Annotated in this window: 11 protein-coding genes; 6 read left to right on the forward strand and 5 right to left on the reverse strand. The window is 60.2% G+C overall.

From position 1 onward, the window contains the following. Positions 1-581: 581 nt before the first annotated feature. The 3 genes from METLW4_RS25800 to METLW4_RS25805 are packed head-to-tail and all read right to left on the reverse strand — an operon-like array spanning position 582 to position 6,482. Positions 582-2,120, reverse strand: a complete 1,539-nt coding sequence (locus METLW4_RS25800; RefSeq protein WP_018268413.1) for an efflux transporter outer membrane subunit — start codon at positions 2,118-2,120, stop codon at positions 582-584. Then, positions 2,117-3,343: an efflux RND transporter periplasmic adaptor subunit gene (locus METLW4_RS0122075; RefSeq protein WP_018268414.1), complete on the reverse strand. Its 1,227-nt coding sequence runs from the start codon at positions 3,341-3,343 to the stop codon at positions 2,117-2,119. The genes METLW4_RS25800 and METLW4_RS0122075 overlap by 4 nt, the downstream gene beginning before the upstream one ends. Further along, positions 3,336-6,482: an efflux RND transporter permease subunit gene (locus tag METLW4_RS25805; protein ID WP_018268415.1), complete on the reverse strand. Its 3,147-nt coding sequence runs from the start codon at positions 6,480-6,482 to the stop codon at positions 3,336-3,338. The genes METLW4_RS0122075 and METLW4_RS25805 overlap by 8 nt, the downstream gene beginning before the upstream one ends. A gap of 552 nt (positions 6,483-7,034) precedes the next feature. Here METLW4_RS25805 and METLW4_RS0122085 point away from each other — a divergent pair. Then, the gene (locus METLW4_RS0122085) at positions 7,035-8,108 is read left to right on the forward strand and encodes a tetratricopeptide repeat protein (protein ID WP_018268416.1); all 1,074 of its coding nucleotides are present in this window, start codon (positions 7,035-7,037) and stop codon (positions 8,106-8,108) included. Between the two features lie 521 nt (positions 8,109-8,629). Here the strand turns inward: METLW4_RS0122085 and METLW4_RS0122090 are convergent. After that, positions 8,630-10,345 carry a hypothetical protein gene (locus METLW4_RS0122090; protein WP_245258523.1) on the reverse strand — a complete coding sequence of 572 codons (1,716 nt, stop codon included), beginning with the start codon at positions 10,343-10,345 and terminating at the stop codon, positions 8,630-8,632. A gap of 860 nt (positions 10,346-11,205) precedes the next feature. Between METLW4_RS0122090 and METLW4_RS26735 the strand changes: the two genes are divergently transcribed. Both METLW4_RS26735 and METLW4_RS0122105 read left to right on the forward strand, forming a co-directional pair. Further along, positions 11,206-12,936 carry an outer membrane protein gene (locus METLW4_RS26735; protein WP_157235588.1) on the forward strand — a complete coding sequence of 577 codons (1,731 nt, stop codon included), beginning with the start codon at positions 11,206-11,208 and terminating at the stop codon, positions 12,934-12,936. Between the two features lie 352 nt (positions 12,937-13,288). Further along, positions 13,289-13,639, forward strand: coding sequence for a hypothetical protein (locus METLW4_RS0122105; protein WP_157235589.1), 351 nt, complete (start codon positions 13,289-13,291; stop codon positions 13,637-13,639). 157 nt (positions 13,640-13,796) lie between these two features. Here the strand turns inward: METLW4_RS0122105 and METLW4_RS0122110 are convergent, their stop codons facing one another. Continuing rightward, a complete protein-coding gene (locus METLW4_RS0122110; protein ID WP_018268420.1) occupies positions 13,797-14,852 on the reverse strand; it encodes a LysR family transcriptional regulator in 1,056 nt (351 codons plus the stop codon). A 60-nt stretch (positions 14,853-14,912) separates the two neighbouring features. Between METLW4_RS0122110 and METLW4_RS0122115 the strand changes: the two genes are divergently transcribed. From METLW4_RS0122115 to METLW4_RS0122125, 3 genes are read left to right on the forward strand one after another with little or no spacing between them, the layout of a single operon-like run. Then, on the forward strand, positions 14,913-18,134 hold the full coding sequence (locus tag METLW4_RS0122115) for an efflux RND transporter permease subunit (protein WP_018268421.1): 3,222 nt from the start codon (positions 14,913-14,915) through the stop codon (positions 18,132-18,134). Next, positions 18,121-19,320, forward strand: a complete 1,200-nt coding sequence (locus METLW4_RS0122120) for an efflux RND transporter periplasmic adaptor subunit (RefSeq protein WP_018268422.1) — start codon at positions 18,121-18,123, stop codon at positions 19,318-19,320. Before METLW4_RS0122115 ends, METLW4_RS0122120 begins: the two co-directional genes overlap by 14 nt. 23 nt (positions 19,321-19,343) lie before the next feature. Continuing rightward, a complete protein-coding gene (locus METLW4_RS0122125) occupies positions 19,344-20,909 on the forward strand; it encodes an efflux transporter outer membrane subunit (RefSeq protein WP_043333316.1) in 1,566 nt (521 codons plus the stop codon). Positions 20,910-20,972 lie beyond the last annotated feature (63 nt).

The following is a 20,972-nucleotide window of genomic DNA, read 5'->3' on the forward strand; positions in this document are numbered from 1 at the left end:
TGGCGCCGTTGAAGCCAGGATATATATTCGATATGTCTGTGAACGATATTTTCAAAGATAATTGTCGGGCTCGTTTCTTCATGAAAGCTCATGTCATATGTAGATCGATGCATCGGCAGGTGGAGTTGCGCGTTCATTTTACGTATGAATCCCGAAGGTCCGTCGTACGGCTCGCTGCGAGCTCGTAGATCACCGAGCGGCTCCATCGAAACAGCCGTCAGCTTCGTGAGTTGCACGCCAGAACGCCCTGTTGCCGGGCTGGCCGTCCGGCGACGGCGCTAGGCGAATGCAGCGACCCGCGTGAGCCCACCAGTCGTGCGGCTGGTCTTTGCGGTCGACTGGGCTCATGCCGTGCTCGGGCTGCCGCCAGTAGACGCAGGCTCCACAGTATAAGGTTACGATCGACCCGTCGGCGTTCCATTCGCCACATGCATCGTTGTCGTGGGTGCGCGGCCAATGCGCAATCTCGTCGCTGCTGGCGCTCGCGCTCGGAGCCCGTCGGTGGCACGCTCCTCCGTCGCTGTCCGTGCGCCTCCAAAAGGTACAGCTGTTGCAGCGCTGCTGCGATCGTGACCGATCCGTCACAGCTGGCCTCCTATTCTCTCATTGTCGGACCGGGTGGCGATCAGCGAACTCTCGGGATGCAAAAGCTCGGCCGAGGACCAGCCGCCACCGAGCGAGAGCATCAGCGCAATCGCCGCCTGAAGCCTTTTCCCTTTGAGGGTCAGCAAAGCCTCTCGCGCGTCGAGAGCCGCTGTCTGAGCTGTGATCACATCGAGATAATTGGTGGCGCCGTCGCGATAGAGGACGAGAGAGATGTCGAGCACCTTTTGCGTCGACGCAACCGCAGCGCTGATGCTTTTCTCTTGCTCGGCGAGCCAATGCAGATTCGAGAGGCTGTCTTCGACCTCCTGGAAAGCGCGCAGCACAGATCCGCGGTACTCGGCGACGGCATGAGCGTGACTAGCCTTCGACGCGTCGAGCTCGGCGATCCGCGCATCGCCGTCGAAGAGAGGCAGGGTGATCGCCGGGCCGACCGACCATAGGCTGTTTTTGAAATTGAGCAGGCTGAGGCCCGTGTCCTGTGTTCCGCCGGAAAGATTAATGGTCAGCCGCGGGAAAAACGCGGCCGTGGCGACTCCGATCGTCGCATTTGCCGCCGCCACCCGTCTCTCGGCCGCCGCGACGTCGGGCCGGCGCTCGAGCAAGGTGAGCGGAGCGGCTCGCGGAACCGTCGGCTGAGCAATCGACCGAGACGAAGGCCGAATGGAGAGTGAAGAGGCTGCTCTGCCGAGAAGCGCCGCAATGGCGTGTTCATACATCGCCCGTCTCGCTTCGAGATCGGCTCTGCGCGCGCGCGCGACCTCGAGCTGAGCTCTTGCGCGGGGCTCATCGGAAGGGGCGCCGACATTTCCATTCACGAGCGTCCTGGTGAGATCAAGCGCCAACGCATAGCTCGCGACGACATGATTGTACAAGTCGATCTCGCTGTCAGTAGTCCGCAGCGCAACATAATCACGCGCGACTTCGGCCTGCAGGCCGAGGCGAGCCGATTCGACATCCGCCGCGCTCGCCTGGGTCTGCGCCTCTCGCGCCGCGATCGAATTCCTGACCCTGCCCCAGAGGTCGACCTCGTAACTCGATTGCAGGCCCAGCAAATTGTTTCCATAATGCGAGGGCTGATTGTATGGCCTGCCATCGATCAACGCCTGCTCGAGCCCTTGGGCCGACGCCACGCGATTGGAATTTCGAAGTGGTCGATGCGCAGACTGCTTGTTCGAGGAATAGCTGTTGCCGAAATCGATCGTCGGCGTCAGCCCGGCCTCCGCCTGCGCCGCGAAAGCGCGCGACTGATCCAGCAAGGCGACAGATGCAGCCAGGCTCTGATTTCCGACATCGATTTGCTCCTCGAGCTCATTCAATGTTCGATCGTTCAAAGTGCGCCACCATGCTCCTCTCGATTGGTCGTCGCGCGGGCGCGCTTCGCTCCACGTCTTGTCCTCCTTGAACTTTGCAGGCGTTTCGACGACAGGAGGAGAATAGTCCGGCGCGAAGCTGCAGCCCGAGAGGCCGAGAGTCAGGAAGGACAGCATCGACAGCAAGCCAGAACGCGCCTTCATTTTCTCCGCTCTCCGCGGGCCGACGACCCTTCCTCGCCCTTGACCATCGACTGCGAAATCTCGACGACATCGCCGTCTCTCAGAAATTCGGACGGATAATCGATGATCTTGTCTGTCGCCTTCACCCCGGACGTCACCAGAACCTCGGTCCCCAGATCTCGATCCACGGAAATCTTTTCGAGAGAGACCGTGTTGTCCGCTCCGACCGTGGCGACTCGCAGCTCGTTGCGCCGAAACAGCAAAGCGGTCGCAGGAATCCGAATTACATTGGGGGCATCGGGAATTTGAAAATGAACCTCGGTGAAAGAGCCGGGCAATAGCGCGCCGTCGCTATTGTCCATGAGCAGCTGAACGAGCAATGTCCGCGAGCTTCCCGCGATCGCTTCGGAAGTGGCGACCACAGAGGCGTTGAAATTCCGGTCGGGATATTGTGAGAGCTTCAATGTCGCCGTCATTCCTTGCTTGATCCGGTTCGCAAAGGACTGCGGAACGCGCACATAGACGCGCATCTGATGAATGTCGGCGATATCGAAGAGTTCTATCGGATTTCCCGGACCGACCAGCACTCCGACGTCCACCTTTCGCGCCGTCACGATGCCGGTGAATGGGGCTGTGATCGAGGTGAAGCTTTTCAGCGCCTTCAGCCTATCCATATTTGCGCGGGCGGCCGCGACATCGGCCAATCGCGTGTCGACTTCCCCGCCCTTTTCGTCGACGCTCTGCTGCGACACGGCCGAAGACGCCCGTAGCGCGGCCCATCGCTGCGACGTCAATTTGGCGAGCCTCGCCTGAGCCTCGGCCTTTCCCAGCTCGCTCTTTGCCTGCTCATATTGCTGATCCAGCTCTGGAGCGTCGATCGTCGCGAGAACAGCCTCCGCTTTCACGCGTGCGCCGATGTCATATTTCCAGCTCTTCAAATAGCCGTTCACTCGCGCGCGAATTTGCGCTTCGTTGAATGCTTTGATCTCTCCGGGGAGAATCAGCGCTTCTCCGCCGCTCTCCGTCTTGATCGTCGCCAATTGTACCGTCGGAGCGGCCTGTCTCTGCGTCCATTCTGTCAACCGTGCTTCTTCACGCCAGCGCAACGCTATGCCGCATGCGCCCAACGTCACCGCCATCAGCGCCCCGAGCGTCGGCCACAGCATGCGGCGCCCCATGGTCAGCGGCGCAGTCCCGGAGACCTGCGTGGGCTGATCCGATATCCATATGGGCTCATTACTCATCGGAGGTCCTCGATCTGCGTGCTTCAGAGTGGATAAGCGAGAAAACGACAGGAACGAGGACGAGCGTTGCGACGGTCGACCACATGAGTCCGCCGATCACGGCGCGTCCGAGGGGCGCATTTTGCTCGGCGCTGAGCGCCATCGGCGCCATGCCGATGATCATCGCGAGCGATGTCATCAGAACCGGTCTGAAACGGGAAAAGCCGGCGTCCGCCGCCGCGGTCAGCGCCGCGGCCCCTTCCGCAATGCGGCCGCGGGCGAAGCTAACCACCAGAATACTATTCGCTGTCGCGACGCCCATGCACATGATCGCCCCGGTCAAGGCAGGAACAGACAGCGTCGTAAAGCTGAGGAACAGGATCCAGACAATGCCCGCCAATGCCGTGGGAAGCGCGCACACTATGACGAAGGCGTCGAGCCAAGACTGAAAATTCACCACGATCAGAAGGTAGATGAGCACGATTGCGAGAGCGAGCCCACTGTACAGCTGCGCATAGGTCATCGTCATGGCCGAGACTTGTCCACGCAGCGCAACGGTCGAACCGGCTGGACGCTGCGCCGCTGTCTCGTCCAGAATTTTCTGCACATCGTCGGCGACCGCCCCCAAATCGCGTCGATGAACGCTCGCATAGATATCGATCGCTTGCTGAACATTATAGTGCGAGACCACCGCCGCGCTCTGTCCACGAGAAATATCGGCGACGCCTTGTAGGATTTGTGGTCCTTTCGAGGACGACATCGGGGTCGTCCGCAACGCATCCATGCTGTTCAGCCACATTTGCGGCGTCTGCGCCACGATAGGATAGGACACGCCATTCTTCGGGTTGAGCCAAAACGTCGGCGCGGTTTGCACGCTTCCTGCCAAATTCACCTGCAGAGTGACGGCGATATCGCGTTCTGTCAGCCCAACGTCGAGGGCGGCGGGCCGGTCTACGTCGACGTTGAGAGTCGGCGCGTTGAATGCTTGTTGAATGCGCGCATCGGCGACGGCCGGAACTGCGGCGATCTTGCGAAGCAGCTGTTCCGAATAGGCGCGATTGGCTTCGATATCGGGCCCGCTGACCTGCACATCGATCGGCGCCGGCAGGCCGAAGTTGAGAATCTGCGTCACAATGTCCGCCGGGAGAAAAGCGAAGGAGACGCCCGGAAAAAGTCGCGGAAGCCGTTCCCGAAGAAGCTCGAGATAATGTTCTGTTTCTTGCTCTCGGCCTTCGCGAAGCGTGATCATGACGTCCGCGTCTGCGGCGCCGATCGTTCCAGAATTGCCATACGCGAGATTGATGCCGCTGATCGGCAGGCCGACGTTGTCGACGATCGACTCGAGCGCTTTTGGCGGTATGAGCTGGCGGATCGCCCGCTCGACCCTGTCGCAGACCTTCGTAGTCTCTTCTATTCGAGCGCCGGTCGGCGCCCGAAGATGCAGCTTCAGCTGCCCGGCTTGAACTGTCGGAAAGAAATTGCGTCCGAGGACCGGGGTCAGAACGAAAGAGGAGAGGACAACCGCCATAAAAGCGGCGACGAAGGCGCCGGGTCGCAAGAGAGCGGAATCGAGAAATCGCTTGTATCGCGCTCGCGCCGATTCGAAACTTCGCTCGAAGGCATGCTGAATGCGCGCGAAGAGGTTGGTAGGCCGTGCGATCGGCTCGCGATCGTGAGCAGGAGTGGCGAGCAAGTAGTGAGCGAGAGTCGAGACGAGCGTGCGGGAAAGGATATAGGAAGCGAGCAGCGCGAAGAGAACGGCTTCTGCCATCGGCCGGAAAAGATAGCCGGCGACGCCGCCGAGACCGAACATGGGAAGAAACACGATGCAGATGCAAAGGAGAGAGATCGTGGCGGGAATGATGATCTGGCGCGCCCCGTCCATGATCGCGTCCTCGATCGCTTTGCCTTGCTCGAGATGCGCATTGATATTTTCGATAGTCACTGTGGCGTCATCGACGAGAATTCCGACGGCGAGCGCCAGTCCACCGAGCGTCATGACATTAATTGTCTCGCCGACGAGCGAAAGTGCGACGATAGAGGAGAGGATTGCGAGCGGAATCGACGTGATAATGATGACCGTCGAACGCCAGCTGCCGAGAAACAGCATGATCATTAGTCCGGTCAGAACGGCCGCCATCAGCCCCTCGGTGATGACGCTCGAGACAGCGGAATTGACGAAGGTGGACTGATCGCCGACGGCGACGAGCTGGATTTCGGATGGCAGCCCTTCGCGAATTTTCGGCAGCAGGGAATTTACGCCATTGATGACATCCAATGTCGAAGCCGAGCCGGACTTTTGGATGGCCATGAGAACCGCCGCCCCGCCGTCGACGCGAACGACATTTGTCTGTGGCGGGCTTCCGTCATGGACAAATGCGACATCTCGTACGAAGATAATCGCGCCGTCGGCGGCCTTGATCGGTAGATCGTTGAGCTCATCGATTTGCCTCGGGGCGTCATTCAGCGACACGACATATTCGTAGACGCCGATTTTCTGTGTGCCGACCGGCAATATCAAATTCTGGCGCGCTATTGCATCGACGACGTCTTGCGCCGAGAGACCGTAGGATTGCAGCTTGCGTGGATCGATATCCGCCTGAACCTGTCGCGCCTTTCCACCAAAGGGAGAGGGAACCGCGGCTCCGGCGACGGTTGCGAGCTGTGGCCGAATGAAGTTTTGCGCATAATCGAATAATTGCGTCTCGGACAGAGTTCGACTCGATAGTGCGAGCTGGAGGACCGGAACGCTGGAGGCATTGAATGTCAGCACGTAAGGCGGCGTAATGCCGGCCGGCAAAAACTTCAAAACGGTCTGTGACGCCGCCGTCACCTGTGAGAGGGCCGTGTCGATTCTCACCGTGGGCTGGAAGTAGATTTTGACGATGCCGTATCCCGCCAGAGACTGCGATTCGATGTGCTGGATATCGTTGACCTGCGCGCTCAACGCGCGCTCGTAGAAGTATATGATGCGACCGGACATGTCCTCAGGCGGCAGTCCATTATAGGTCCACACGACGCTGATTACGGGAATGCCGATGTTCGGAAAAATGTCGGTCGGCGTAGATCTCCACGCCTTCACGCCAAAAATCAGTATGAGAAGAGCCACGACGACGAATGTGTAAGGGCGTTGTAGGGCGACGCGAACGATACCGAGCATAGCGGCTTGCATACCGGGCGAAACTCCGACCTTGAGTCGTAATGTGGGCGGAGCCATACGCCCCTATGAGTGGTGGCCTTTGAGCGGCTTTTCGATTCATTCGCAACGCCAATTCGAGATGCGTTTGCAAAAGGAAAAGCAGCTCTTCTCCCGCGGGGAATGTCGACTCAAAGCAGCCGGACAGCAAGCAATCTAATATAAAAAATAAATTAGAGTTCAGGCGATTGTCGGCAGGCGCCGACTAAATTTTTTTTTAGTAACTCGTTGCGATGGGCGAGTGTTAGGTAAGCCTATGCCTGAACGTGAGCCGAATTGGGCCGGGCTCTGGCGCCCCAACGGTCGATCTGCAGCTGGGCCCGAACACTAGAGGCCGAGGCGGCGCTTGCCTGTCGATATGTCGGCCTCGAGAGCGAAGCTCTAACGGCTGAGAAGACTTCCACCCGGCGAAGACGGGGCGGAACAGGATGGTAGGCCACGACTGTCTCGCTGCCAGGTGCCGCGGCCTCCGTCCGTCAGGGGCGAACTTCGCTTACAATGCCTGATGGGGTTATCATGAAGTCCGATACACGCCCGACATTCGCTTATATGCCGAACCATTCGAACATGGATGCGGAAGCGCCCGCCGCGGCATCGAAGCGGAACAACGTCGAGAAGCCTTATGTCGGCGCCAAAAAGCTCATCGATCGGGCGGCGCGGGCTTTCGAGCGGCAAGACTATACCCGTTCGAAGGCTTTGCTTCTCGAGGCGCTCGGCGACGACGAGGCGACAAAGCCATCGAGCTATCGGGAGCAAGGCGACATTCTGCTACGTCTTGCGTTGACGGAAGGCAAGCAAGGCAATTCACTGGAAAGCAGAGAGCTTCTCCGTCGCGCGCTCGCGATCTTCGAGGAGAACGCAGGGACGACCGAGGTCGAGACGGCCGAGCGCTTGGCTGAAGCGGCTATCGTAGCGCATGCGTTGAATGAGCGAGTCGATGCGAAGATCTATAGCGAACGCGCTTTGGCAATTTATAATGAGTTGCTGAACGAGCGACGACCGGAGGCGCTCGCCAGCCTCGACGGCTGTGTCGTTCTTCACCTTTTGTCGGGGAATCACAAAGAAGCGGCGGAGCTGCTCGAGCGCGCCTTGGCCTATCGCGAGCAGATCGCGAGCATGACGCGTAAAGATATAGTGGCGTTCCTCGATCAGTTCATAGATTTGTTCCTCATGCACGGCGGCGGCGGCGTGATCGAGCCGTTTTTGAGAAGATCGCTTTCAATCCGTGAGAGCATGCTGGGTCCCGAGCATCTGCAGACGCTGATGACGTTGAACAAGCTCGGCTCGGCGCTGTTCGAGAAAGGCGCTCACAAGGACGCTATGCTGATATTGGAGCGCGTCTATACGACCTGCGAAAAAACAATGGGGTCGGCGCATCCAGACACGGCGACATCTTTGAGCAATATCGGTGATCTGTTGTGTGCGATGGATCATTTGGCGGAGGCGCAGCTCTGGTTCGAGCAAGCGATCGGCGTGCTCGAGAGAGTTCTGGAGGTCGAGCATTCGACCGGTAGGCGTATGCCGCGAAATTTGCGACGGCTGAACGCGAGCGCCGATAACGAAGAATACCTGAGTCACGAAGGTCATTGAGCATCGACGGGTAAGCGTCGATCGAATGGCGGCGAGAGGGAGGGCCCTCGCGTAGCCGATGCAACGCGAGTAGAAGCCGCCTCCATCGGCGTTTTCGGGAACGAAAAGCGCAGCTTCGAAAAACTCCACGCCTTCGGCTGCCCTCTTTCGCTACGATCGCTATTTGCCCCAATAGTTCGGCGCTGGCCCGAGAGCTCGATCCTATCGGGAAGGAAGCGAACGTAACGTTTTTTGGTGCATGCTACCGGGTCCGGCGCAAGGACTGGAGGATTAAAGGCCTTTCGTCTTATTGACCGTGCGCCGATGCGATTTGGCGTCCGAAAGCGTATTGGACTTCGTGAGAGTTGGTCGAGAAGGGCCAGGAAAAAATTAGCCGCCCGGTGCGTCGCCGGGCGGCGTTTGTCGTTCGAAGATGGCGTCGCATTATAGTGGGCCCTGTTTGCCACAAGCCGAGACGCAGCACTTTTTTCTCGGCTTCGAAAGCGAGGGCTCTAGACTTTAGCGCGACGGGCGCCCGAGTCTCAGTTGAACGGCATGTAGCGGAGGCTCAAGAAAATCATGTTCTCCGTGCCCTTGGGCGCGCCGCCGACGCCAATGAAGGAGTCTTTCACCGTGTAGGAATATTGGGCGCCGACGCGAAGCTTTCCGCCAGGGCCGTCATAGAAGTTATGCCAAACGCCACCCGTCAGCTGGCGTAGCGATTTGGTCTGTCCGACGCAGGACCCGATAAGCCCGTAGGGGCCGCCGGTGTAGGAGCCTTCAAAGTTGCAGCCGCTATTCACAAAGCCGGGATTTCCGTAGCCGAATGAATAGACGCCGCCTGCGAGATACGCCGTTTTCGGCAGGAAGACGGTCGAATATTGGGCGCCGGCGAATTCGCCGCCTGCGAAGGCGTAGACATCGGTCTTCGGAGTCGGATGGACCGTCACGCCGACGAGCAGCTGTCGCTCGTGAATGGGTTGCGGAGCGCCCGTCCAGTCGAATGTGGCGTCGGCGATCGAGGCCGAGCCGTAACGGCCGTTGGCTCGGCCCCTGACGCCGGACAACTGGAAGTCGATCAATTTCGGAATGACAGGAACGGTCACGCCGATGAAGCCGCTGCCAGCCCATACATCATGGCTGCCGCCGAAGGTGCGGTCATTGAGGTTGCGCAACATACCTCCGCCTTCGACGTGTATCTTGCGATCGAGGATCGTCGGATCCCATGACGCTTTCGACATCAGATCGGGAACATGATTGAATGTCACCGCATTGAGGCTGTTGTAGAGCGATCCTCCGATCGGGTTTTGCGTGTAGGCGCCGGGATAATATGTCCCGGGAAGCGTTTGCGACACCCCATTTGCAGGAATGGGCGCCACCGCGCCGGCAAAGTTGACGCCCGGCGCTGCGAAGTTGGTGTAGGCCGCCTCGGCGCCTACGGCGATTTGCAGATCATATGGGAGATCTTTGCTGATGCGCAGGCCGGGTTGGCGAGACCATGTGTAGCCGGGCAAATACTGGTCGTCGATCACCGGCGGAACAAGGAACGTGTCGGGAGTCGTGCCGCGAGAGTTCAGCGACGCGAGAGAATACATCTGGCCGGCGGAGACGTGGAGCCCGTAATCCGAACGATCGAGGCTCGTGTAGAGCTCACGGAAGCGCAGATTGAAGGAGTCGCTCTGTGTCAAATTCGCGGTTTGGGCCGCCGAGAGAAAGTCGGCCGCGAAATAAAGTCTCGCATGCGTTTCATCGTCGAGATGTGCGTCTGTTTGCAAAGTGAAACGGCTGCGGCGGGCCGTGAATCTGGTTTCGCCGTCATGGGCGGTGGGATTATTCGCGTAAGGGATATTGCCGAACGGCGTCGCCAGATCTGCGCCCATGAAACGATCGCGGTGCACCGCGCCGAATTCGAAAAAGCCGCCGGGCTTGAGCGTTATGTTTTTGTAATGGAACACGTCGGGCCACAAGGCGTCTGATTTCGCGGAGCCCAGGTCGCTCTTTGCAGCGTGCTCGAGGTCGTGATTGGGTCCTTTGTGGTCTTTTGTGCGAGATTCGAGGCGATGCTCGAGGCGTCGAACTTGAGCCTTCAACGCCTCCATCTCCGCTCTCATTTCGGCGTCGGAGGCAGACGCTACGGAACTCCAGGAGGAGAACAAAACCGCCAGCAGAACGGAGCTCGTGTCTCTCGCGATACGCGAGCGACAATTGCTACGTCTCACCCATTCGACCGGCATTACTTTGTTGAGCGCATTTTTCATGCGAGCACCTCCAGACTTGACCGATGCTGGACTAACGGTAGCCGAATGACGCTTCAGTGAAAGAATACTAAATTATTTTTTAATATCAAAATTAGATATTATTGCGTAATAGGCTACTCAATGTCCGCCTGCTCGAGAGGGATGAGGTTGCAATGCAGGCGCATTGGACCGGCATAATTTGATGAGTATATTTTAAAAATATGGCATTAGTGTAATTTAATATAATTTTGAATCTGGAAAGCGGCTGGACAGGCCTCCACTTTTCTATGTACCCGCGTTTGATATACGAGTAATTGTTAGGGCGGACACGGTCGGGCTTGGGGCCGAGCTAATAGCTCATAGGCTCGAATATTTACCGTAGCATATATGGGCACATGTACAAATAGATAGAAAATATATATTTGTACATGTGTCCGCATATATGTATTGATATATGTAGCTCGTATATATATGCACGCCACAAGGCGATCGCGCGCAGTTCTTTAACTGTTGTACTATTGCAACGGCCGTGCAATAATCTGTAAAATCCATGCTGACACAGCATTAAACAGCTTCTCATTCGATATAGCATGTAAATATATTGCGATGCGCGCCGCGCAGGCAGACTCCTTAGAGGATCGTCGAACGCGCGATCGGCGCATTGCCGCTAGATCGGAAGTGAGAAAATGAAAAAAGGATCGAGATTCCGCTCCAACCTCATAAATGAAAGCGCCTTGCTACTCGTGCTCGGGGCCAGCGCGCTGGTCGCGCAAGGCGCTCGGGCCGACGCCGGGCAGCAGTCCGCAGTTCGATCTCCGCCCGAGGAGGACGCGGCGCCTTCGTCGCCTGTCCCTGTGCCTCTCGGGGTTTTCGGCGACAATTTGCCGGAGCCCGGTCGGACGACGCTGTCGATCATTCCAAAGTTCATCATCAACGCCAATTCGCTGATCGGCACAAAGTCAGTGTCGTCGCAATATATCGCTGGGACGATTCCCTGGTACTGGAATCCATTCGCCGCGACCTTGCGCATCGTCCCGCAATATCAATTCATCGAATCGCAGACTGTGACTTTGGCCTATGGCTTCGCGAAGAATTTTTCCATCGTGCTGTCCGCGGGCGTGGTCGAGAAGCACTCGCATCTGATGGTTTTCGACGGTGCGTCCGGCGTCACCCCACGCAGCATGAGCTTTCCGGGCACCGATAGCCTCGAGGATATGACCGCGTCGGTCGTCTGGCGGGCCTATCAAGATCCGATCAACCGGATCAAGGTCAATCTCGGAATGTCGTTTCCGACCGGGAGCACCTATAATCAAGGCGGCGCCGTGTCGAGGACCGACGGCACCTACAATATCGGCCGAGCGTTCTATGGGATGCAATCGGGGACCGGCACCTTCGACGTGCTGCCTGGCGTCCTCTACGCGGGCTCGATCGCTCCATGGTCATGGGGCGTGTCCTATCGCGCGCGCCTTCCCCTCGCGGTCAATAATGAAGGCTACATGTGGGGTCATTATCAGGAGGCGAACATTTGGGGAGGCTATAGCTGGATACCGGGCCTGACGACGACCGTGCGCGCGAATTTCAACATTCAAAGCCCGATCGACGGCAAAGATTACTGGATGAGCGGGAAGCTCCAGAGCGCCAATCCGAATTATTACGGCGGCAAAAGGATCGAGATGTACGGCGGGGTCGACATCGATGGAAAACTGTTCGGCGCGCCGGGCTATTCCGTCGGTCTCGAAGGCGGCCTGCCGGTCTACCAGAATCTCAATGGTCCTCAGCTGGCGCGCGCGTGGCAGGCGATGGCGGCCATGCGTTGGAAGCTCGGCGAGCACGGACCCGCCGTCGCCGCTCCGGGCGTCGGCGTGTTCGAGCGCCCGATCGGCGCAACGGCCACGCCTGTCGCCGATTGGAGCGGGCTTTATCTCGGCGCGAACGGTGGCTACACTTGGGCCGGCGACACAGAGACGGCCTTCACTTATGGAGGCTCGGGCGGATTCGCTGCGCTAGCGGCGGCGGGCGCGCTGGCGCCCAATGTCGCGCTCGACAGCAGAGGCTTCATCGGCGGCATTCAAATCGGCTACAATCTCAATCCGAGCGACAAGATTCTCGCCGGGCTAGAGGCGGATTTGCAAGGGCTGACGGTCGGCAATAGCACCCTCAGCGCGTGCCGTGGATCAGGCGTCGATTCGACCTTCCTTCAGGCGCAACGCAATCAGCACTACCTCGGAACAGTCCGCGCCAGATTCGGCTATCTCGTCACGCCCGCCATTCTGGCCTTTGGCACGGGCGGCCTCGCATTCGGCGAAGCCATTCTCAACCCGAGCTACTTCGCCCCACTCCATTCGCCGATTCTCAACTTCGGCGTCGGCAATAATGGCTTGGTCGGCTATGTCGACATGCGCTCGGGTTGGACGGCTGGCGCCGGACTGGAATGGATGCCAAGTCCTTCTTGGAGCATCAAGACGGAGTATCTGCGTTACGATCTCGGTACAGCGAACACGGCCAATATCGGTCCATTGTACTACGCCGATAAAGCGGGCCTTTCGAGCGTCGCCTGGAAAGCTCATATCAACGGGAACATTCTTCGGGCCGGCCTGAACTATCACCTCTGATCTCGAATCGTTCCATTCTCCCGTTTCGGTCGAAGCGGGAGAATGGCTCGCCATGCTTTGCGATCGAAGATTTCGTCCGCGGCCGCGGCCTCGTGATCTCGGCGACGCCGTTCGATTTGGCCGGCGGAAGTCCAGGAAACCAGAGTGTAGAGCTTCCGCTCCACAGAATGCGCCGCGATCCCGCCCCAAGTTTGAATGGATGGCCTGCCGAAATTAAGTCTGATAAAGCCCTCGCATTGCTAAATTATAATTTAATGAACACGTCGATTTAACACGCCCCTACAAATAATAAATCGTGTAATATGCCGATATGAGGGTACGCCGTCCCAAGCTTCGATGACGATTCGCGCTGGTGGCAAGCGATAAAGCGAAACAATGCACGCCGTTGATTGTGCAAATATTCGCGCCCATTTTGCTCCCTGCACGCCAACAAAGAAACCCCGAGGGTGACGTCATGCTGAAAGCGATCATTTTCACGCTCGCAATCGCATCTTTGACAATGGGCGGACAATATGCGCGGGCCGCATGCCATCCTCATCCGCGTTTTCGGCATCACAAATGGATCCGATCGCAACGCAATGAGGAGCAGTCAGTTCGCGCCACGCAGAATTCCGAGGTCGAAAGCGCACCTATCATCGGCGCCGGCGAGATCGACGACAATGGCGGCGTCCACCCGGAAGGCCAAGGGCTCTCGATTCCGTGACGCCGCGCCTCGCCTTCGGAGCGGCTGAACCGGCAATCGGCGGCGACGCGACAGGAGTATACCCGCAAAAAAATGAAATGGTGGTGTGGCCCCTTGCCGATCAGGGGCAAAGCGTCGAGCCGATTCCAGCGTCGACCGTCTCGTCGATCTCCGGGCGTTATTTTATTCTGGGCGTATGCTTGCTGCAGCGCGCCTCGAGTTCCGCGAATACGCGCTCGATCCACTCGATCACGAGCTTGATGCGCGCGAGACGCTTCAAGTCGGATCGAACCAATAACCAGAGGTCTCGGGTGAGGACAGGTTCGGCTCCACTGAGCCGTACGAGACCTTGGTCATGGTCTCCCACGCAAATCGGCATCAGCGAGCGACCCAATCCGGCATGAACGGCATTCATGGCCAGGTCGGAGTCGTTGACGATCAAGCCCGGGCCCAAGTCCGGCTCCTGCTTCACTGCCTCGGCGAGCCAGCGCGCGAGCGGCAGAGCGGACAGGCTCTCTTCATAAGTGACCCACGGGAGCTTCGCCGTCGATGATCCGACGGCTCCGAAAACCCCGTAAGGCAGCTCGCAGATGCGACGGGCGACCAGGCGATAGTCCTGCTCGGGTCGGGCAAAGCGGACGGCGATGTCGATCTCCCTGTTGCCGAGATCCAAATTTCTCGGCTCGGAGACGAGATGCAGCTGCAATTGAGGATGAGCCTGCAGAAACTCCGGGAGCGCGGGCATCAGGATCCGGTTCATGATCAGAGCCACCGAGGTCAATCTGACCGTTCCCGCGGCCCTGTCGTCGAGGCCCGTCGCGACGCTTTTGATGCCGCAGACGCTCATCTCGATCTGCTCGGCGTGCCGGAGAACCTCCTGCCCCATCTCCGTGAGCAGCAGCTGCCCATTGGCGCGCTCGAACAGCCGCGAGCCCAGAGCCCGCTCGACGCGGGCCACGCGTCGCGCGATCGTCGTTTCGTCGACGTGCAACTGCCGCGCCGCCTTCGCCAAGCGCCCAGTCCGTGACACGACAATGATATAGCGTAGATCGTCCCAATTCAGATTCTGCATTTTTGCAGACTGCTCCTGCAAAATCACTTCTGGCAAGGCAAATTTGTCGGTGCTAGCTTGCCCGCGGTCAAGGCGTGGCGTCGATGCTTCGTCAACGGCTCCCCTATCCGCCGGCCGGATGTTGTCCGCTCGGCGGGCGGAGACGTCGCCGCCGATCGCCAAAAGCGTCGAATCTGTCGGCTACCCAGCGCAGGCGGCCGTCTGTCCGGCTAGGACTTCGAAATGCTCCAGCTCGTGCTGATCGCTCTCCGGCGCCCGTACACTTTCGTTGTGGCGGCGATTCTCATCGTCATACTCGGCGGATTGGCGATTTTCAGGACGCCGGTCGACATATTTCCGGCGGTCGGCATTCCCGTCGTCTCGGTGATCTGGACCTATGTCGGCCTTTCTCCAGACGATATGTCCACCCGCATCCTCTATCCCTACGAGCTCGCGTTGACGGCGCTCGTCAACGATATCGACCACGTCGAATCGCAGAGCTACAACGGCATCGGCGTCAACAAGATCTATTTTCAGCCGAAGGTGAAAATAGATCTCGCGCTGGCGCAGGTGGGCGCGGCGGGCCAGACCGTCTTGCGTCTGCTCCCTCCGGGCGTGCAGCCGCCACAGGTCATATTGTTCAACGCATCGACCGTGCCGGTCATACAAATCGCTTTTTCGAGCGCGACGCGAACCGAGGCGGAGGTCGCCGACGCCGTCTACACGCTCATCCGTCCGCCATTGACGACAGTGACCGGCGCCGCCGTCCCTTTTCCTTACGGCGGCAAATCGCGGCAGGTGCGCATAGACCTCGACCAGGAGAAGCTGCTCGGGCTCGGCCTCACGGCGCAAGACGTGGTGACCGCCGTCGAACGGCAAAACCTCATCATACCCGCCGGCACACAAAAGATCGGCGACTATGAATATGCCGTCCTCATCAACGACGCTCCCGCAGACATCGGGGCGTTGAATGATTTTCCGATAAAGCGCGCCGACGGCGCGATCGTCTATTTGCGCGACGTGGCCTATGTCCACAACGGCAACGCTCCGCAAACAAATCTGGTGCGCGTCGACGGCGCGCCGGCGGTGCTGCTGCCCGTGCTGACATCGGGGTCGGCGTCGTCGCTCGACGTGATCAACGGCGTCAAGGCGATGCTGCCGCGATTGAAGCTCGCGCTCCCCGACGGGATCGAAATGACCGTGATCGGAGACCAATCCGCCTTCATCAGCGGAGCGGTCGTCAGCGTCGCGCGCGAGGCCGCGATCGCCGCCGCGCTCACCGGCCTCATGATCCTGCTCTTTCTCGGCAGCTGGCGTTCGACGATCATCATCACGATCTCGATCCCGCTCTCTATTCTCGCCGCCCTCTTCGCCTTGTCGGCGCTCGGCGAAACGGTCAATGTGATGACGCTCGGCGGTCTCGCGCTCGCCGTCGGCCTCCTTGTCGACGACGCAACCGTCACGATCGAGAATGTCAACCGCCACATGGAGGCGGGCGAGGCGATCGACGATGCGATCATCAAGGCGGCAAAGGAGATCATCACGCCCGCCACGGTGTCGCTGCTGTGCATCTGCATCGTGTTCGCGCCGCTGCTGCTTCTCGGCGGCGTCGCTGGCTATCTGTTTCGTCCGCTCGCCGAAGCCGTCGTCTTCGCGATGATCGCATCCTACTTTCTGACCTACACTCTGGTCGAGACGATGGCCCGCTATTTCCTCAGCGCGCAGCAAGGTGAGGCGCTGCGCGAGGCGAAATACGGCCCGGCCCGGCGCGGCGTCGTCCTCGCGACGTTCACGCGCGCGCAAATCGCGTTCGAACGAGGCTTCGAAAAATTGCTCGACGCTTACGCGCGCGTGCTCCAACTGGCGCTCGCGCGCCCGAAGGCTTTCGTCGCCATATTCTTCGCGGGCGTCGCGCTCTCATTCACGTTGACGCCCTACCTCGGACGCGATTTCTTCCCCGAGACGGAGAACAGCTCCCTGCGGCTGCACGTTCGCCTCCCCACGGGAACCCGCCTCGAACAGGCTGGCGTTCTCTGTGATCGGATCGAAGCGGAGATCCGCGACTCTCTGCCGCACGGCGCGCTGACGAGCATCGTCGACAATATCGGCCTGCCGATCTCGGGTATCAATCTGAGCTATAATAATTCCGGCACCATCGGCACCAATGACGCCGATCTGACGCTGAGCTTCGATCCCGAGAAGGTCGCCGACGCGAGCCCGTTCGCGGAAATATTGCGCGAGCGCTTGCCGCGCGCCTTTCCCGGCGTCGTATTCTCGTTCCTGCCGGCCGACATAGTGACGCAGATTCTCAACTTCGGCCTGCCGGCCCCGCTCGACATCCAAATTTCGGGCGGCAAGCGCGAAGAAAATCTCGCCTATCTGCAAAAGACATTGGAGCGAGTCGCCCGCGTGCCGGGGGTCGCCGACCCGCGCATGCAGCAGGCGGGCGACTTGCCGACGCTTCATGTCGACGTCGATCGAACGCTCGCGCAGGAGGTCGGCCTCTCGGAGCGCGACGTGACGGTTTCCTTGCAGACAATGCTCGCTGGCTCGTTCCAGACCTCGCCAGCCTTCTGGCTCAACGTCAAAAGCGGCGTTTCCTATCCGATCGTGACGATGGAGCCGCAATTTTGGAACACGAGCCTCGACGCACTGGCGAGCAAGCCTGTGGCCGCAGGCGACGCGCAGCAAATTCTCAGCGGCGTCGCCTCGATTCGACGCGGCTGGAGTTCAGGCGTCGTCACCCATTTCAATAGTCAGTCGGCGTTCGACATCTATGCCGGCGTCCGCGGCCGCGACCTCGGCGCGATCGCAGACGACGTTCAAAAAATATTGGACGACACCCGCAACGAAGCGCCCGCGGCTTCCAATCTCGTGCTGCGCGGCCAGATCGCCACGATGCGCAGCGCCTATGCGGATCTGCTGCTCGGCCTCGCCCTGTCGATCGTGTTCGTCTACCTCATCATCGTCGTCAATTTCCAATCCTGGCTGGATCCCTTCTTGATCGTCTCTGGACTGCCCACGGCTTTGGCCGGCATCGTCTGGATGCTCTTTTTGAGCGAGACCACCATATCCGTGCCGGCGCTGACCGGAGCGATCATGTGCATGGGCGTCGCGACGGCGAACAGCAATCTCGTCATCGCCTTCGCGCGCGAGCGGCTCGATCACGGCGACACTCCGCTCCATGCGGCGGCGGCGGCGGGCGTGACGCGCTTTCGCCCGGTCATCATGACGGCTCTCGCGATGATCATCGGCATGGCGCCTATGGCGCTCTCAGCCGAGCAGAATGCGCCGCTCGGTCGCGCCGTGATCGGCGGCCTGACCTTCGCGACCCTGGGCACGCTGCTGTTGCTGCCAGTCACATTCAGTCTCGCGCATGGCTTCCTGGCCCGCCGCAGAGCGCAGCGCGCGCAAGGCGACGAGCGGAAGAACACGCAATTGGAGCAAGCGAATGTCGCACCCTGAGCCGCCCCATCTCCATGCGCCCGATCCGCTGGCGCAGGCGGAGCTCTTGCGCAGACTACGTCCGAGAGGCCTCGTCGCTATCGGCGTCATTCTCGCGCTCGCCGGCTTCGGCATCCTCTCGCGGCGCGCGCGTGACGCCGAGCTCGCGCGCGTCACGCAGGATGCGGCGATTCCGACGGTCGAATTATGCGTGCCGACGCTCTCGACCGCCACCCGAGAGCTCGTGCTGCCGGCCAATGTCGAGGCGTTCGTCGACGCGCCGATCTATGCGCGCGTCAATGGGTATTTGAAGAGCTGGGCCTATGACATCGGCGCGCAAGTCAAGGCGGGCGACGTCCTGGGCGTTATCGACGCGCCCGACCTCAACCAGCAGGTCGAGCAGGCCAAAGGCCTTCTCGCGCGCAGCAAGGCGGAGCAAAATCTCGCGCGGGCGACGGCGAGGCGCTGGACCACGCTCCGTAACGAGGCGGCGGTCTCGCCCCAGAGCGCGGACGAAAAGACCGGAAATCTTGAGGCGGCGGCCGCCTCTCAGAACGCGGCTCAGGCCAATCTCGATCGGCTCGTCACTCTCGAAGCCTATCTCAATCTGACGTCGCCTTTCGACGGCGTCGTCACCGCGCGCAACGTCGACGTCGGCGCCTTGGTCGACGCCGGCGCCGGGCGGCGCGAGCTGTTTCGCGTGGCGGACATCCATAAAATGCGCATCTATGTCCGCGCGCCGCAGGCCTATGCGGCGAAGATCACGTCGGGATTGACCGCGCGGTTGACGCTGCCGCAATATCCGACGCGCGAATTTTCGGCGAAGATCGTGACGACAGCCAGCGCGATCGCCGCCGGCTCCAGAACATTGCTCGTGCAATTCGAGGCGGACAATCCCGATCGCGCGCTGTTGCCGGGCGCTTTCGGACAGATCAGGATCGCTCTTCCTCCCGAAGGGTCGCCGCTGCTCCTGCCGGCGAGCGCGCTCGTATTCATCAATGCGTCGCCACAAGTGGCGACTGTCGACGACCATGGGGTCGTGCGCATGAAGACCGTCAAGATCGCTCGCGATCTCGGACCGTCGCTCGAAATATCGGCGGGTCTCTTCGAGACCGATCGCGTGATCCGCACGCCATGGCAATCCGTGCATGACGGAGTCGCGGTGAGAATCAAGGACAGCGAGCGGAAGGAAGCGCAGGCGAGATGAAGTTTTTGCGTCGATTCTTCCTAATGACGGCATGCGTATCTTTGAGTGGCTGCGATCTCGCGCCGTCCTATGTCACGCCGACCGTGGAGACGCCGGAGAGCTTCAAGGAAGCGAAAGGAGGCGGATCCGCCGCCGAGAAAAAGCGCGTCGTCCCGAACGATGGCGGCTTACAATGGTCTTCCGCCGATCCGTCGGATCTACGTCCGCGAGGATCATGGTGGCGCGCGTTCCAAGACAAGCGCCTCGACGCGCTGGAGCGCGACCTCGACCAATTCAATCCAGACCTCGGCCAGGCCATGGCCGTCATGGACCGGGCGCGCGCCTTGGCCACGAAAGCCGCCGTCGGCCTTTCGCCGACGCTGACGGCGAGCGGCCAACTGACCGAGAACAAGGAATCATTGCACCGCCCGTTTCGATTGGCCAATTCCTATCCGAGCGGCTCCGATTTCGCGCGATCGGCGCAGTCCCATGGCCTGCCCATAAACGCGCCGACCATTTACGGCGACAATCAGCTGTCGATGCAGTCGAGCTATGAGATCGATCTTTGGGGGCGCGTCCGCAATCTCGCCGCCGCGGGCGTCGCGCAGGCGCAGGCGTCCGAAGCAGATCTCGCGGCCGTCGCCTTGAGCCTGCACGCCGAGCTCGCGCGCGACTACATCAACCTGCAAGGCGCCGACAATGAGATCGCGCTGCAGAAGCGTATCGTCGCGGCCTACGGCCGCTCGCTTTCCCTCGTGCAGAAACGTGTCGGCGGCGGCATCACCTCGCCGGCCGACGTGACGCGCGCGCAGACCCAGATCGGCTTCGCGAAGGCCCAGCTCTCGGAGATAGAGGCGCGCCGCGCGCTGCTCGAACATGCCGTCTCCATTCTCGCTGGCCACACGCCGGAGAGCTTTTCTCTGCCGTCGTCGCAGACGCGCGTCGCCGCTCCGACGATTCCGCTCGGCGCTCCGTCGCAGCTGCTCGAGCGCCGCCCCGACATCGCCGCCGTCGAGCGGAGGGTCTATGGCGCCAATCTTTCGATCGGAGTCGCGCGCGCCGCGTTCTTTCCGCGCTTCACGATCAATCTTTCCGGCGGAACGCAAGACACGGGTCTCAGCCTCTTCAACGCGCGCAACAGCCTCTGGTCGCTCGGGCCAGCCGTGACGCTGCCGATCTTCGACGGCGGCGCGCATTCGGCCGATCTGCACGACGCCGAGGCCGCCTATCTCGAGGCCGTGGCGCATTACCGGAGCGTCGTCCTGCGCGCCTATGGCGAGGTCGAGGACGCGCTCGCGCTCATTCGCTATTTCGATCGTCAAGAAAAGGATATCGCCGCCGCCGTCATCGCCGGCAATAAGACGCTCGATATCTCGCTGAAGCTCTATGAGGAGGGCGTCGTGACCTATGTGGAGGTGGTGACGGCGCAATCCGACGCCTTCGCCGCGCAGCGTCAGGCGATCGCATTGCGCACGGGACGCTTGCAAGCGGCATTGTCGCTGATGACGGCGCTCGGCGGCGGTTGGAGCGGCCCGGTCTCTCCGCCACCCGCCGCGGAATCGCCCTGCGCTCTGTGCGAAATGGCGACGCAGGCCGCGACGAAGTCCTAGCACGTTTCACGCGTTTTTGGAATCGCGACCGAATCCCAATTTGAAGGGATTGTGATTCAAGAT

The sequence above is a fragment of the Methylosinus sp. LW4 genome (genome assembly GCF_000379125.1).
Classification (GTDB): domain Bacteria; phylum Pseudomonadota; class Alphaproteobacteria; order Rhizobiales; family Beijerinckiaceae; genus Methylosinus.

What these genes read in the sequence shown, in the direction of transcription:
- METLW4_RS0122085 (WP_018268416.1), top strand. Translation starts at nt 7,035, where the DNA reads ATGAAGTCCGATACACGCCCGACATTCGCTTATATGCCGAACCATTCG.
- METLW4_RS0122115 (WP_018268421.1), top strand. Translation starts at nt 14,913, where the DNA reads ATGCTCCAGCTCGTGCTGATCGCTCTCCGGCGCCCGTACACTTTCGTT.
- METLW4_RS0122075 (WP_018268414.1), bottom strand. Translation starts at nt 3,343, where the DNA reads ATGAGTAATGAGCCCATATGGATATCGGATCAGCCCACGCAGGTCTCC.
- METLW4_RS0122090 (WP_245258523.1), bottom strand. Translation starts at nt 10,345, where the DNA reads ATGAAAAATGCGCTCAACAAAGTAATGCCGGTCGAATGGGTGAGACGT.
- METLW4_RS25800 (WP_018268413.1), bottom strand. Translation starts at nt 2,120, where the DNA reads ATGAAGGCGCGTTCTGGCTTGCTGTCGATGCTGTCCTTCCTGACTCTC.
- METLW4_RS25805 (WP_018268415.1), bottom strand. Translation starts at nt 6,482, where the DNA reads ATGCTCGGTATCGTTCGCGTCGCCCTACAACGCCCTTACACATTCGTC.
- METLW4_RS0122120 (WP_018268422.1), top strand. Translation starts at nt 18,121, where the DNA reads ATGTCGCACCCTGAGCCGCCCCATCTCCATGCGCCCGATCCGCTGGCG.
- METLW4_RS0122125 (WP_043333316.1), top strand. Translation starts at nt 19,344, where the DNA reads ATGACGGCATGCGTATCTTTGAGTGGCTGCGATCTCGCGCCGTCCTAT.